The sequence below is a fragment of the Agrobacterium sp. B1(2019) genome (assembly GCF_008274755.1).
Lineage (GTDB): Bacteria > Pseudomonadota > Alphaproteobacteria > Rhizobiales > Rhizobiaceae > Agrobacterium > Agrobacterium salinitolerans.
This window is the reverse complement of record NZ_VTPB01000001.1, coordinates 2869420-2883023: the sequence shown is the minus strand read 5'-3', so window position 1 is coordinate 2883023 and position 13604 is coordinate 2869420. Positions and strand designations below refer to the sequence as shown.

17 protein-coding genes are annotated in these 13604 nt (G+C 58.7%); 14 read left to right on the top strand and 3 right to left on the bottom strand.

Features of this window, described 5'->3' with window-relative positions; genetic code table 11:
- Positions 1 to 198: 198 nt before the first annotated feature.
- The gene (leuD, locus tag AGR1_RS14305; RefSeq protein ID WP_080792224.1) at positions 199 to 804 is read right to left on the bottom strand and encodes a 3-isopropylmalate dehydratase small subunit; all 606 of its coding nucleotides are present in this window, start codon (positions 802 to 804) and stop codon (positions 199 to 201) included.
- 160 nt (positions 805 to 964) lie between these two features.
- Positions 965 to 1195: a hypothetical protein gene (locus tag AGR1_RS14300; RefSeq protein WP_080792227.1), complete on the bottom strand. Its 231-nt coding sequence runs from the start codon at positions 1193 to 1195 to the stop codon at positions 965 to 967.
- 109 nt (positions 1196 to 1304) lie between these two features.
- Here AGR1_RS14300 and AGR1_RS14295 point away from each other — a divergent pair, with 109 nt between their 5' ends.
- Complete coding sequence (locus AGR1_RS14295) at positions 1305 to 2216, top strand: CoA ester lyase (protein WP_149147189.1); 912 nt, start codon at positions 1305 to 1307, stop codon at positions 2214 to 2216.
- Positions 2213 to 2419: a DUF1737 domain-containing protein gene (locus AGR1_RS14290; RefSeq protein ID WP_063951515.1), complete on the top strand. Its 207-nt coding sequence runs from the start codon at positions 2213 to 2215 to the stop codon at positions 2417 to 2419. The genes AGR1_RS14295 and AGR1_RS14290 overlap by 4 nt, the downstream gene beginning before the upstream one ends.
- 18 nt (positions 2420 to 2437) lie before the next feature.
- Here AGR1_RS14290 and AGR1_RS14285 read toward each other — a convergent pair whose 3' ends face one another.
- Positions 2438 to 2878 carry a metallopeptidase family protein gene (locus AGR1_RS14285; RefSeq protein ID WP_149147188.1) on the bottom strand — a complete coding sequence of 147 codons (441 nt, stop codon included), beginning with the start codon at positions 2876 to 2878 and terminating at the stop codon, positions 2438 to 2440.
- Positions 2879 to 3207: 329 nt separating this feature from the next.
- On the opposite strand from AGR1_RS14285, the gene rplU reads away from it, so the two are divergent.
- The 12 genes from rplU (at position 3208) to AGR1_RS14225 (ending at position 13567) form a co-directional block, all read left to right on the top strand.
- Positions 3208 to 3522, top strand: a complete 315-nt coding sequence (rplU, locus tag AGR1_RS14280) for a 50S ribosomal protein L21 (protein WP_003492690.1) — start codon at positions 3208 to 3210, stop codon at positions 3520 to 3522.
- Positions 3523 to 3562: 40 nt separating this feature from the next.
- Positions 3563 to 3832 carry a 50S ribosomal protein L27 gene (gene rpmA / locus AGR1_RS14275; RefSeq protein WP_003492686.1) on the top strand — a complete coding sequence of 90 codons (270 nt, stop codon included), beginning with the start codon at positions 3563 to 3565 and terminating at the stop codon, positions 3830 to 3832.
- Positions 3833 to 3963: 131 nt separating this feature from the next.
- Positions 3964 to 4596, top strand: coding sequence for a GNAT family protein (locus tag AGR1_RS14270; protein ID WP_003505256.1), 633 nt, complete (start codon positions 3964 to 3966; stop codon positions 4594 to 4596).
- Positions 4593 to 5186, top strand: coding sequence for a GNAT family N-acetyltransferase (locus AGR1_RS14265; RefSeq protein ID WP_149147187.1), 594 nt, complete (start codon positions 4593 to 4595; stop codon positions 5184 to 5186). Before AGR1_RS14270 ends, AGR1_RS14265 begins: the two co-directional genes overlap by 4 nt.
- A 168-nt stretch (positions 5187 to 5354) precedes the next feature.
- The gene (gene obgE, locus AGR1_RS14260; RefSeq protein WP_077983635.1) at positions 5355 to 6425 is read left to right on the top strand and encodes a GTPase ObgE; all 1071 of its coding nucleotides are present in this window, start codon (positions 5355 to 5357) and stop codon (positions 6423 to 6425) included.
- Positions 6422 to 7591 (top strand): glutamate 5-kinase, encoded by a 1170-nt coding sequence (gene proB / locus AGR1_RS14255; protein ID WP_149147186.1) that lies wholly within the window; start codon positions 6422 to 6424, stop codon positions 7589 to 7591. Before obgE ends, proB begins: the two co-directional genes overlap by 4 nt.
- A complete protein-coding gene (locus tag AGR1_RS14250) occupies positions 7584 to 8870 on the top strand; it encodes a glutamate-5-semialdehyde dehydrogenase (protein WP_187772146.1) in 1287 nt (428 codons plus the stop codon). Before proB ends, AGR1_RS14250 begins: the two co-directional genes overlap by 8 nt.
- 3 nt (positions 8871 to 8873) lie before the next feature.
- Positions 8874 to 9497: a nicotinate-nucleotide adenylyltransferase gene (locus AGR1_RS14245; protein ID WP_187772145.1), complete on the top strand. Its 624-nt coding sequence runs from the start codon at positions 8874 to 8876 to the stop codon at positions 9495 to 9497.
- Between the two features lie 113 nt (positions 9498 to 9610).
- Positions 9611 to 10054, top strand: coding sequence for a ribosome silencing factor (rsfS, locus tag AGR1_RS14240; protein ID WP_035236703.1), 444 nt, complete (start codon positions 9611 to 9613; stop codon positions 10052 to 10054).
- A 155-nt stretch (positions 10055 to 10209) separates the two neighbouring features.
- Complete coding sequence (rlmH, locus tag AGR1_RS14235) at positions 10210 to 10692, top strand: 23S rRNA (pseudouridine(1915)-N(3))-methyltransferase RlmH (protein ID WP_035265250.1); 483 nt, start codon at positions 10210 to 10212, stop codon at positions 10690 to 10692.
- A 159-nt stretch (positions 10693 to 10851) separates the two neighbouring features.
- Positions 10852 to 12249: a murein hydrolase activator EnvC gene (locus tag AGR1_RS14230; RefSeq protein WP_080793348.1), complete on the top strand. Its 1398-nt coding sequence runs from the start codon at positions 10852 to 10854 to the stop codon at positions 12247 to 12249.
- Positions 12239 to 13567 (top strand): S41 family peptidase, encoded by a 1329-nt coding sequence (locus AGR1_RS14225; RefSeq protein ID WP_149147185.1) that lies wholly within the window; start codon positions 12239 to 12241, stop codon positions 13565 to 13567. The genes AGR1_RS14230 and AGR1_RS14225 overlap by 11 nt, the downstream gene beginning before the upstream one ends.
- Positions 13568 to 13604 lie beyond the last annotated feature (37 nt).

The window sequence follows — 13604 nt, the reverse complement described above, 5'->3', positions numbered from 1 at the left end:
CGGAAAACATCATGAAGGGTTTTCGATTGCGGCGAGCGCGGCGTCAAACTCGTTTCCGTCCTGCACATGAGAAGTCGTATCGCGGCCGGACGGGATCGGAGGCTTCTTATCTCCGCCTCAGGGGCTTTTCAAGCAAAGCAAAAGCCGATCCGGTACGGTTTGGTACGGGATCGGCTTTTTTGAAGAGCGGAAATGTGGTCAGGCCCAGGGGCGGACCGAGGCGTTCGCTTTTTCGAACGTGTCGATAGCGCCTGAATGTTCGAGCGTCAGGCCGATATCGTCCAGACCGTTCAGCATGCAATGGCGCTTGAATTCATCGATCTCGAAACTGATCGTGCCGCCATCGGGGCCGCTGATCTCCTGGCGCTCCAGATCGATGGAGAGAACGGCGTTCGAGCCGCGCGAGGCGTCGTCCAGCAGCTTTTCGAGGTTCTCCGGGCTGACGACAACGGGCAAGATGCCGTTCTTGAAACAGTTATTGTAGAAGATGTCGGCGAAGCTGGTGGAGATCACGCAGCGGATGCCGAAATCGAGAAGCGCCCATGGGGCATGTTCGCGCGAGGAGCCGCAACCGAAATTGTCACCCGCGACAAGAATCTGGGCGTTCTGGTAGGCGGGCTTGTTCAGCACGAAATCCGGATTGGGCGAGCCATCCTCGAGATAACGCGACTCGGCGAAGAGGCCCTTGCCAAGGCCGGTGCGCTTGATGGTCTTCAGATAATCTTTCGGAATGATCATATCGGTGTCGATATTGACCACCGGCATGGGCGCGGCAACGCCCGTCAGCTTGGTGAATTTTTCCATCTGTCGCTTTCCGTATTTCCGATGACAGGTTCAGAGCCAGCAGCGGCTTCCCGACGTTCAGGGCTCGAAATACTCTAAAACGCGGAACTTTAGAAGCGCAAACACCCGTTCTTCGGTACGCCATATGTGGCGCACCGGCGTTTTTCCCGGTTAATCGATCTTAAAGATCGATAATGGTGCCCTTGCCGTCGTTCCAGACGCGCATGTCGCGCTGGTTGCGGGTCTTGACCGGAATGGGAGCTGGCTTCAGGCGCGCCGACAAAATTCGGGCAGCGCTGAGAACGACAAGCACACCGATGAAAGCGACCGTGAGCGATGCCGTGAAAAGAGCAGCCATGGCCAGAATTGCGATGCCGGATGCGGCGATGAAAAATGAACGGATGCCTTGCATGATTCAACCTTTCTTTCCAGACGAATGTGGGCCTTCTTCTTCCGGCTTGCAAGAGGATTCAGTGGATTGTCAGCTTGCAGATGTCACAAAAGCTTGACACAAGTGCGGCATGGTCAATTTTTCCGAAAATATTCTTGTAAGACCCCGCCGTTCCATCCTTTCGGTACCAGCGATCAACGAACGCGCGCTGGCGAAAATACCGGTGCTCGACTGTGACGGCTTCATCCTCGATCTCGAGGATTCCGTTGCTCCCGGGATGAAGGGGAAGGCGCGGGATAATCTTGAAAAATTGTTTTCCAAGCGATCTTTCGGTCTTCGAGAAGCCATTATCCGCATCAATCCGCTTTCGACACCGGATGGAAAAGCGGATTTGCAGCTTGTCCTTTCCTGCAAGCCGGATTCGGTGCTGCTGCCGAAGGTGGAGCAGCCTGCTGCCATCCATGATCTGGCAGATCTTCTGTCCGAGGCCGATGCGCCTGAGGCGCTGAAAATCTGGGCGATGATCGAGACGCCGCTTGGTGTGCTGAACGCCGCGTCAATCGCTGATGCCGCACATACGCCGGATTCGCGGCTTGCTGCCTTTGTTATCGGTCTTAACGATCTGCGCAGCGAAACCCGGGTTCCGGCCGCGCCAGGACGCACCTACCTCATTCCCTGGATGATGCAGGTCGTGCTTGCCGCACGCGCCTACGGTCTTGATGTCATCGACAGCGTGTCGAATGATTTTGGCGACATTACCGCTTTCGAGGCGGAATGTGCCCAGGGGCGGGGGATGGGATTCGACGGCAAGATGTTGATCCATCCGGCCCAGATTGAAGCTGCCAACCGTCATTTCGGTCCGGATGAGGCGGCAGTAAGCGACGCACGCCAGATCATTGCCGCTTTCGCGGAGCCCGAATCTGTGGAATTGAACGTCATCAACATGAATGGACGCATGATCGAGCGGCTGCATGTGGCGGAAGCCGAGAGGTTGGTCGCCATGGCCGATATCATCGCGGCAAGAAAGGAAAAAGAGACGTGAAGGTCTATCGTTTCATCACCGGTCCCGACGACGCCAAATTTTGTCATCGCGTTACCGAAGCCTTGAACAAGGGCTGGGAACTGGCGGGTTCGCCAAGCTACGCGTTTAACGCTGCAGCCGGCGTCATGCATTGCGGCCAGGCCGTGACCAAGGTGGTCGAGGGCAAGGAATACCATCCGGACATGAAGCTCGGCGAGCAATAGCTACGGCAGCCGCCCCGATCAGCGATCGGCGGCGGCCTCGTCGGCGCTTTCTTCGATCCGCTCCATGTCGTCATCCGACAGGCCGAAATGGTGGCCGATTTCGTGGATGAGGACATGGGTGATGATATCGCCCAGCGTCTCCTCGTTCTCGGCCCAATAATCGAGAATGGGACGGCGATAGAGCGTGATGCGGTTCAGCATCTCGCCCGTTTCCATCGTGAAACGTTCGGAGATGCCGCGACCCTCGAACAATCCGAGAAGATCGAAGGGCGTTTCGAGCGCCATGTCCTCGAACACATCGTCGGTCGGAAAATCGGCGATCTCGATGATGAGATCCTTGGTCAGTGCGCGAAATTCTTCCGGCAGGTGGCCATATGCCTCGATCGCCAGCGACTCAAAGGCGGAAAGTGTCGGCGCGTGGCGGTCCCGCCAATCGTCGGTCTGGTCTATGCGGGCCATTTCTGCTCCTTGTTGGAAGGCCCATATAAACACTTGCTGAACAAATTTCGAGACCTGACTGCCGCACCTGCCGAAAAAGCATGAAATTCTCGGCATTACAGTTACTTTTCAAACCGTCTTCATCTTGACATAAACCGGCGTCTCGCGTAATCGGCACCCAAATTGATGGCGTAGTGCGCCTTCTGTTTATGCCGCCTTTCAAATGGCGGTTTCACCGGCAGACATTCAAAGGGCATTCGGCCCTGACGGATTTCCGCTACTCCGACTGATAAAAAGACGGCCAGCTTGCATTTGCGGGCAGAGCCGGAACGAACATGAAAGGATAAAAAATGTTCGCAGTCATCAAGACCGGCGGTAAGCAGTACCGCGTAGCGGCCGACGCCGTGCTGACCATCGAAAAGCTGGAAGCAGAGGCAGGCGCAACTGTAGAATTCACCGAAGTTCTCGTTGTTGGCGAAGGTGCCGACGCCAAGTTCGGTGCTCCCTTCGTCAAGGGTGCCATCGTCAAGGCTGAAGTTGTCGAGCACAACCGCGGCAAGAAGGTCATCGCCTTCAAGAAGCGTCGTCGTCAGAACTCCAAGCGTTCGCGCGGCCATCGTCAGCATCACACTGTCGTCCGCATCACGGACATCGTTGCTGCCTAATCGGCGCGACACGGGAAACAAGGTTTAAAGGAGAACTCCAATGGCACACAAAAAAGCTGGCGGTTCCTCGCGTAACGGTCGCGATTCCGAATCCAAGCGCCTTGGCGTAAAGAAGTTCGGCGGCGAAGCTGTCATTCCAGGCAACATTATTCTGCGCCAGCGCGGCACGCAGTGGCATCCGGGCGCCAATGTTGGCATCGGCAAGGACCACACGATTTTCGCACTGACCGCAGGTAACGTGAACTTCCGTACGAAGGCCAACGGCCGCGTATTCGTATCCGTGGCTCCGAAAGCGGAAGCCGCAGAATAAGCCGGTAAGCGTCATATGCAGCCGGTGTCCCATCGACCCGGCTGAGACGTATCAGGTTCAGTCAAGAAAACAGGGGAGATGGGGCACCACCCAACTCCCCTTTTTCTTTAACCCCAAGGAGGGACTGAACCATGCAAGCTGAATTGTTGAGGGTTGACCAATCACGGTCACCCGAGGAACGGCCGAGGCCCGATCGGTCGAGGAGCGATTGCCCCGTTTTACTGTCGCAGAGGCTGGTTTTACGCAAGCCCCACGAAGAAGACATCGACGCCCTTGCCCATCTTGCCAACAATGCCAATATCGCGACCATGGTGTCGCGTATGCCGCACCCCTACACGGCCAAAGACGCCGCGGATTTTGTGCGACGCTCCAAAGCTGGCGAGATTGGCAAGTGCGTCTATGCGATTACCCGCATGGACAATGGCGAATTTCTTGGCTGCTGCGCGCTCGAACCCCAGGAAGACGAAAAGACGCTGGAGATCGGTTACTGGCTGGGGGAACCCTACTGGAACCGCGGCTACATGACGGAAGCGGCGCATGCGCTGATCGACATGGCCTTCCGCACGCGTGAAATCGACCAGATCGACGCCCGTTGCCGGGTCACCAACATCGCGTCGCGGCGCGTTATCCAGAAATGCGGATTCCAGTTCCAGGGTTCCGGCATGGTCGGTTCGCTGGCGCTTGGCGGTATGGTGCCGGTCGAATGGTACAGGCTGGACCGCAAGACCTGGGTTTCGCTGAAGAGCTGGGGGGACATGGGATGAGTACGATAGAGCTTACCCGCCGCCGCGCCGCCACGCCCGTAGCGCCGCCCGGCCCCTGCCCTGTCATCGAGACAAAGCGTCTGGTGCTGCGGCCGCAACGGCTTTCCGATGCCGGCAGCATTGCGGAATCGCTTGGCGATTTCGCCGTGACCAGAATGCTGGCCCGCGTTCCCGCGCCCTACCACAAGCAGGATGCGCTGGAATGGTTGGTGCTGCGGACGTCCGGCACGCTGCCCGACTGGGATTTCGCCATCACCAGCGGCGACGATACCCTGATCGGCGTCGTCTCGGTGGAATTGCGGCACGGCGAGTGGCATCTCGGCTACTGGCTGAACCGCTTCTACTGGGGCAAGGGTTACATGACCGAGGCGGTGGCCGCCGTGGTCGAGCGGTTCTTCCGCCGCATGCCCGGAGTGGTTCTGCATTCCGGTGTGTTTGCGGATAACCCCGCTTCGCTGCGCGTGCAGGAAAAACTCGGCTTCCGGGTGACCGGCTGCCACCAGGTCTACGCCACGGCGCGCGCCACCATGGTGGCGCATATCGGTACGATGATTACGGCTGAAGATTTTATTCAGCCGCATCGTACCTGAGGAGTATTGCAAGGCCGGTTTGATCCAAACCGGTCTTGTCTCGCGCATGGGCTTCCCGCACGATAGTCTTTGACCTCGTGAAGAAGCGCTTGTATTCGAAACGACGATATTTTTGTTCGACGCACCGGCAAGATTGTTGCGTCCGCAAACCGATAGAACGGCAGTCCGATGAAATTTCTCGATGAAGCAAAAGTCTATATCAAGTCCGGCGACGGCGGCGCGGGCGCCGTTTCCTTCCGGCGCGAAAAATTCATCGAATTCGGCGGCCCTGACGGCGGCGATGGCGGACGCGGTGGCGATGTCTGGGTTGAGGTGGTCAATGGCCTCAACACGCTGATCGACTTCCGCTTTCAGCAGCATTTCAAGGCCTCTATCGGACAGCACGGCATGGGTAAGACCCGCACCGGCGCCAAGGGCGCAGATGTGGTGCTGAGGGTGCCGGTCGGTACGCAGATTTTTGAAGAAGATAACGAGACGCTGATCGTCGACCTTACGAAGGAAGGCCAACGCTTTCGTCTTGCCGCCGGCGGCAATGGCGGTTTCGGCAATGCCTATTTCAAGTCGTCCACCAATCAGGCTCCCACCCATGCCAATCCCGGCCTCGCGGGCGAGGAAAAGACAGTCTGGCTTCGCCTGAAACTGATCGCCGATGCCGGTCTCGTCGGTCTGCCCAATGCGGGTAAATCCACGTTCCTTGCGACGGTCACCCGTGCGCGGCCGAAGATCGCCAACTATCCCTTCACCACTCTTCACCCAAACCTGGGCGTCGCGACCATCGATGGCCGTGAATTCGTGCTGGCCGATATTCCCGGCCTCATCGAAGGCGCGCATGAGGGTGTGGGCATCGGTGACCGTTTCCTCGGCCATGTGGAGCGTACCCGCGTGCTTCTGCACCTCGTCTCTGCACAGGAAGAAAAGGTCGGCAAGGCCTATAAGACGGTCAAGGCCGAGCTGGACGCTTATGGCGGCGGGCTGACTGACAAGCCGGAAATCGTGGCGCTGTCGCAGATCGACGTGCTGGATGAAAAAGAGCTGAAAAAGAAGGCCAAGGAACTGGAGAAGGCCTGCGGCCGTCCCCCGCTCCTTCTCTCCGCTGCCGCCCATATCGGCATGACGGAAGCGCTGCGCGCCCTTCGCGATATTATCGTGTCGGCGAGCAATGGCGGCGAAACCGCCCTGCCGGACCGGTCGATGCCGCATGAGGACAGCGAGGCCGAGGAAGAGGACGACCGCCTATGAGCCTGACGCGCAAGCCGCTGGCGAGCCATAACCGGATCGTCATCAAGATCGGGTCGGCGCTTCTGGTGGACCGGAAGACCGGTCTCAAAAAAGATTGGCTCGACGCCATTTGCGAGGATATCGCCGCGCTGAAGAAAAATGGCGCAGATGTGCAGGTTGTGTCGTCGGGCGCCATCGCGCTTGGCCGCACCGTGCTTGGCCTGCCCTCCGGTGCATTGAAGCTGGAAGAAAGCCAGGCGGCGGCGGCGGTTGGCCAGATCGTGCTGGCGCGGGCATGGTCGGAAAGCCTGTCGCGGCATGAGATCGTTGCCGGTCAGATTCTTTTGACGCTTTCCGATACTGAAGAGCGTCGCCGTTATCTCAATGCGCGCGCCACCATCAACCAGTTGCTGAAGATCGGCGCCATCCCGATCATCAATGAAAACGACACGGTGGCGACCACCGAAATCCGTTATGGCGACAATGACCGTCTGGCAGCGCGTGTGGCGACCATGACGGGCGCCGATCTTCTGGTGCTGCTTTCGGATATTGACGGGCTTTACACGGCTCCGCCGCATCTCGATCCGGACGCGAAATTCCTTGAAACGATTGGCGATATCACGCCCGAAATCGAGGCCATGGCAGGCGGTGCGGCATCCGAGCTTTCACGGGGCGGCATGCGTACCAAGATTGATGCGGGCAAGATCGCGACAGCTGCCGGCTGCGGCATGATTATCGCTTCCGGCAAGACGCTTAATCCCTTGAAGGCTATTGAAAGCGGCGCGCGCTCCTCATGGTTTGCGCCTTCGGGCACGCCGGTGACGGCGCGCAAGACCTGGATTGCCGGGCAATTGCAGCCGGCCGGCGAAATCCATGTGGATGCCGGTGCGGAAAAGGCTCTTTATGCCGGAAAAAGCCTGCTTCCGGCGGGGGTGCGACTGGTGAAGGGTAATTTCGGCCGTGGTGATGCAATTGCCATTATCGGTGCGGAAGGCCGTGAAGTCGCTCGTGGTCTTGCGGGTTACGATGCTGAAGAGGCGCGTCTTATCATCGGTCACAAGTCCAACGAGATCGAAGCGATACTCGGTTATGTCGGGCGGGCGGCCATGATTCATCGTGACGATCTGGTCATGACGGGCGCCGCCGTCAAAGTTAAAAATGCAGAGAAGGATGAGGTCCATGCCTGAACAGGCCGTGAAGCAAAGCAATGATATTGACGCGCTGATGATCACCATCGGCGCTCAGGCGAAAGGTGCTTCGCGACCGTTGTCCATTGCCGGCGCAGACCAGAAGAACCGCGCGCTGCTTGCCATGGCCTCCGCCATTGAGGCATCCAGAGATGCGATCCTTGCCGCCAACAGGAAAGATCTGGCCGCGGCGGAAAGCGCGGGCCTTGCCGCTTCCTTCGTGGACAGGTTGACCCTCAACGATGCGAGGATCGCCGGTATTGCCGAAGGCATCCGTTCGGTTGCGGCGCTGCCTGATCCGGTCGGCGAAGTCATCGCCGCCTGGGATCGTCCGAATGGGCTGAAGATCGAGCGCGTGCGCACGCCGCTCGGCGTCATCGGTGTGATCTATGAAAGCCGCCCGAATGTGACGGCGGATGCCGGCGCTTTGTGCCTCAAGGCGGGCAATGCCGTCATCCTGCGCGGTGGCTCGGATTCGCAACATTCATCGCGTGCTATCCATGCCTGCCTCGTGGAAGGCCTGAAGATCGCCGGTCTCCCCGAGCATGCCATTCAGCTGGTGCCGGTGACCGACCGTGCGGCCGTCGGCGCACTTCTCAGCGGCCTGAACGGTACGGTTGACGTCATCGTGCCACGCGGCGGCAAAAGCCTCGTGGCACGGGTACAGTCGGAAGCGCGTGTGCCGGTCTTCGCGCATCTGGAAGGTATTTGTCATGTCTACATCGACAAATCCGCCGATCTCGACATGGCGAAACGTATCGTCGTCAATGCCAAGATGCGCCGCACGGGTATTTGTGGAGCTGCTGAAACGCTGCTGGTGGATGCCGCTGCCGTTTCCACGCATCTTACGCCTCTGGTCAAAGCCCTGATCGAAGCTGGCTGCGAAGTGCGCGGTTCGCAGGCCGTTCGCGACGTGGTGTCGGGTCTCACACCGGCAACGGAAGAGGACTGGCGCACCGAATATCTCGATGCGATCATTTCGGTCGCCGTGGTGGAGGGTATTTCGGGCGCGATCGAGCATATAGGCACCTATTCGTCCAACCACACCGAGGCGGTGATCGCTGAGGATCCCGATGTGGTCGCGCGATTCTTCAACGAACTCGATTCGGCCATTCTTCTGCACAATGCCTCGACGCAGTTCGCAGACGGCGGCGAATTCGGCATGGGTGCTGAAATCGGCATTGCCACGGGCAAGATGCATGCGCGGGGCCCGGTTGGCGTCGAGCAGCTCACCTCGTTCAAATACCGGGTGCATGGCACCGGCCAGACACGGACCTGATATTTGCCGGCTGACAAGCGCCTCGACAGACGTTATCTCACCATGCCGCATGTCGAGCGGGGCATGGTCGTCGGCCTGTTCGGTGGTTCTTTCAATCCGCCGCATGCGGGTCACGCGCTTGTGGCCGAGATTGCGCTGCGCAGGCTCGGTCTGGACCAGCTCTGGTGGATCGTCACACCGGGCAACCCTCTGAAAAGCCGCTCGGAGCTGGCGTCTCTGGAAGACCGCATCGCCGCCTGCGAAAAGCTGGTCCATGATCCACGCATCAAGGTGACGGCTTTCGAAAAATCACTGGGGATGAGCTATACGGCCAATACGCTTGCCAAGGTGAAGGCGAAAAATCCGCATGTCCGTTTTGTCTGGATCATGGGAGCGGACAATCTAAAAGGCTTCCATCGCTGGCAGAAATGGCGGCGGATCGCCGAGACATTCCCGATCGCCGTGATCGATCGGCCGGGTTCCACGCTCTCTTATCTCTCCTCCACCATGGCGCAGGCCTTCAGCCATGCACGGGTGGATGAGGACGATGCCGGCGTTTTGTGGAAAAAAGCGGCACCTGCCTGGGTTTTCATTCACGGTCCGCGCTCGACGCTCAGCTCCACGGCGTTGCGCAACGGTCGTAAATGACGCCTTCGATCACAAATGATGTATGTGCCGGGTGTCGATGGGTCCATATCTTGAAAAGTTAATGCTTTGATGCCACCTTTATTGTGTGACGCAGAGAATCGCGTCGCCAGTGCCTGTTTTGTCATTCTTGGAAAGGAAAACCTCTGACAACAGTACACGCCAAGGGAAGAGCATTTGTTGCTATCCCGAAGGGCCAGGACAGTGGCGCCGATGCCGCCGGCCATGCCCTCGAAACCGTCCTCGCGAGCCTCGAGGACTCCAAGGCTGAAGATATCGTCTCTCTCAACATTGCCGGAAAATCGGCGCTTGCGGACTACATGGTCGTGGTCTCCGGGCGATCGAACAGGCATGTTTCGGCGATTTGCGAGCATCTTCTCAAGGACATGAAGGATGAAGGGTTCGGAAACGCCCGCGTTGAAGGTCTTGAGACCGGCGACTGGGTGTTGATCGACACCGGCGATATCATCGTTCATGTGTTCCGTCCGGAAATCCGCGCTTTCTACAACATTGAAAAAATGTGGGCGACGCCGGATATGCCGGAAGAGACGCTGCATTGATGCGGTGAGCCTTTGAGCGAGTGCATCGCTTTTGCCGAAGATCATATCTGACTTCGGAAACGGTGTCTCTGGCCGGAAATCAGACCGGCTGCATAGGAATCCGCAGGCTGTGCTGTTAAGAGACCCTGTTGGGTCACGACGAATGCAGGTTTGCGATGCGGATTTCAATTTTTGCGGTGGGACGGCTGAAATCCGGCCCCGAAAAGGATCTTGCGGCCCGTTATATCGAGCGTCTGGCAAAGACCGGCCCGGCGATCGGGCTGGAGTTTTCGCGAGTGATCGAGGTTGCCGAAAGTCGGGCGTCCAATGCGGAGACCCGCAAGCGCGAAGAAGCTGCGATGCTGGAAAAACATCTGGCCGATGGTGCTGCCCTCGTCCTGCTGGACGAGCGGGGAAAGGCGCTGGACAGTCCCGCCTTTGCTTCGTTTTTTGGCGATTTGCGCGATAGCGGCAAGCGTGACCTCGTGATCGCCATCGGCGGGGCAGACGGGCTCGATCCTGCGCTTTACGACAAGGCGACGGCCGTTCTCAATCTCGGCAAGCTGACATGGCCGCATCAGATCGTTCGTATCCTGATTGCCGAACAGCTTTACCGCGCCGTCACAATCCTCTCCGGTCATCCCTATCATCGCGTTTGATCGGATTTCGATTCGGATAATTGTCTCAATTTCAACATGAAGCTCCGCGACACCGCTGACAGCGCACGGCTTTGGTGGCGGCCTTTCCAGGGCCTCTTGGAAGATCGCGGCAAAATCCCTAATATCGGCGCTTCTGCTTCGGCATCAAAGAAAGTTCACATGGACAACAGGCCTCAACGAAAACGGCACGCTGCCCTTGCGGGCGCGGTTATTGCTGCTTTTGTGATGGGGATCGGTCCAACTTATTCGCGGGACGATGCGGGCGCGGTTCCGGCCGCAGGCGATGATACGTCGCCGGATGCGCTGCAGACGCTGGAGAAGCGCCGCGACCAGAACCGGCAGGATCTGGAAGAACTGGTCGACAGCATCGGTCTTTCGGAAGACAAGACAAGGAAGCTTGAGGACAGTATCGCTTCCCTCAATCAGGACAGCGCACGCATCCGTGAGGAGTTGATCGCATCGGCTGCCCGGCGCAAGGCGCTGGAGGCCAAGATCAGCGACGGTGAGGATCGTCTGGCCAAGCTTTCGGTTCGCGAGGATAGCGTCAGGGCGTCATTGCGGGAAAGACGCGGTGTGCTGGCGGAGGTTCTGGCCGCATTGCAGCGCATGGGCAGAAATCCGCCCCCTGCCCTTCTTGTTTCGCCGGAAGATGCGCTTGCTTCGGTTCGCAGCGCCATTCTTCTCGGCGCAGTCGTGCCTGGCATTCGTGGTGAAACCGACAAGCTAGTCACCGCTCTCAAAGAATTGACCGATGTCCGGCAGGCAATCGCTCGCGAAAAGGACGATCTTACGGGTATGATGACGGCAAGTCTGGAAGAGGAAAAACGCCTCGACCTGCTGATTGCTGAAAACGATCGCAAGAATACGCAGACGGCGGCGGAGCTGGAGGCGGAACGCAAGCGATCCGAAGAGCTTGCAAGCAAGGCGACGAGCCTTGAGGGGCTTGTGAGTTCGCTTGAAGGCGAGATTACCTCGGTGCGGGAGGCGATGGAAAAGGCGCGGGCGGAAGAGCAGCGCCTGGCCCGTCTTTCGGAGGCGGAACGCGAAAAGGAGCGCGCCGCGGCTGAAGCCGGAATGCCCGATAAAAACCGTATTGCGCCCGCATATCCCTTCGCGAGTTTGAAGGGAAAGCTGGAGCTGCCGGTTACCGGCGATGTGCTGCGACGCTTCGGCGATGCGGACGGAACGGGCCACTTTTCCAAGGGAATTGTCGTCGCGAGCGGACCGGAAGCGATCGTGACGGCGCCTGCAGACGGCTTCGTGGTGTTTGCCGGAGATTTCCGCAGTTATGGCCGGATGATCATCCTCAATACGGGTGATGGATATCATGTGGTGATGACGGGCATGGACAATGTGAGGACACGGCAGGGAATGTTCGTGTTCTCCGGAGAGCCCATCGCCTCCATGGGTGCAAAAAGAGTAGCGAGTGCAGCAGCATTGGCGCTGGAAACCGACAGGCCAACGCTCTACATTGAGTTCAGGAAAGATGGTGTGCCGGTTGATTCTCAACCGTGGTGGACCGCAAAAAAGACCGGAAGGGCGCACAATGATTCGTAAGGTTTCGCTTCTCCTTATCGGTGGGCTTATGGGCGCCACGGCGATGAGCGTGATTTATTCGGCGAGCATGCCGGCACAGGCGGCCGGGCCTTCGACCTATAAGGAACTGTCGATCTTTGGCGACGTGTTCGAGCGCGTCCGCGCACAATATGTAACGCCGCCGGATGACGAGAAGCTGGTTGAAAACGCAATCAACGGCATGCTGAGCTCGCTCGATCCGCATTCGAGCTTCATGAATGCCAAGGATGCCAACGACATGCGCACCCAGACCAAGGGTGAATTTGGCGGTCTTGGCATCGAGGTGACCATGGAGAACGAGCTCGTCAAGGTCATCACGCCGATCGACGATACGCCGGCTTCCCGCGCGGGCATTCTGGCCGGCGACTTCATTTCGGAAATCGACGGTACGCCGGTTCGTGGCCTGAAGCTGGAGCAGGCGGTCGAGAAGATGCGCGGCGCGGTCAAGACGCCGATCAAGCTGACGATCATCCGCAAGGGCGCCGACAAGCCGCTCGAATTCACCCTCATGCGCGATGTCATCGCCGTGCGGGCCGTCAAGTCCCGTGTCGAGGGTGACAATGTCGGTTATCTGCGCGTCATCTCCTTTACCGAAAAGACCTATGACGACCTCGAAAAGGCGATCAAGAAGATCAAGGCTGAAGTGCCGGCCGACAAGCTAAAGGGCTACGTGCTCGACCTGCGCCTCAACCCGGGTGGTCTGCTCGATCAGGCGATCAATGTTTCCGATGCGTTCCTCGAGCGCGGCGAAGTTGTTTCGACCCGTGGCCGTAATCCCGACGAGACCCGTCGCTTTAATGCGACGGCCGGTGATCTGACCGATGGCAAGCCGGTGATCGTGCTCGTCAACGGCGGTTCGGCTTCGGCTTCGGAAATCGTCGCGGGTGCGTTGCAGGATTTGCGTCGTGCGACCGTGGTCGGTACGCGCTCCTTCGGTAAGGGCTCGGTCCAGACGATCATTCCGCTCGGTGAAGCGGGCGCGTTGCGCCTGACCACGGCGCTTTATTACACGCCGTCGGGTAAATCGATCCAGGGTACGGGCATTGAACCTGACATCAAGGTAGAGCAGCCATTGCCGCCTGAGCTGCAGGGCAAGGTGACCACCGAAGGTGAATCCGGTCTTTCAGGCCACATCAAGGGACAGAGCGAAACCGATGAAGGCTCGGGTTCCTCCGCTTATGTTCCGCCGGAAGCCAAGGACGACATCCAGCTCAACTATGCTCTGGACCTGTTGCGCGGCACCAAGACGGATCCGTCTTTCCCGCCGAATCCGGAAAAGGCTGTGGTCAACAAGCAGTAAGATAGTTCGCCGGTCAGCCGGCGCATTGTCTCTATTG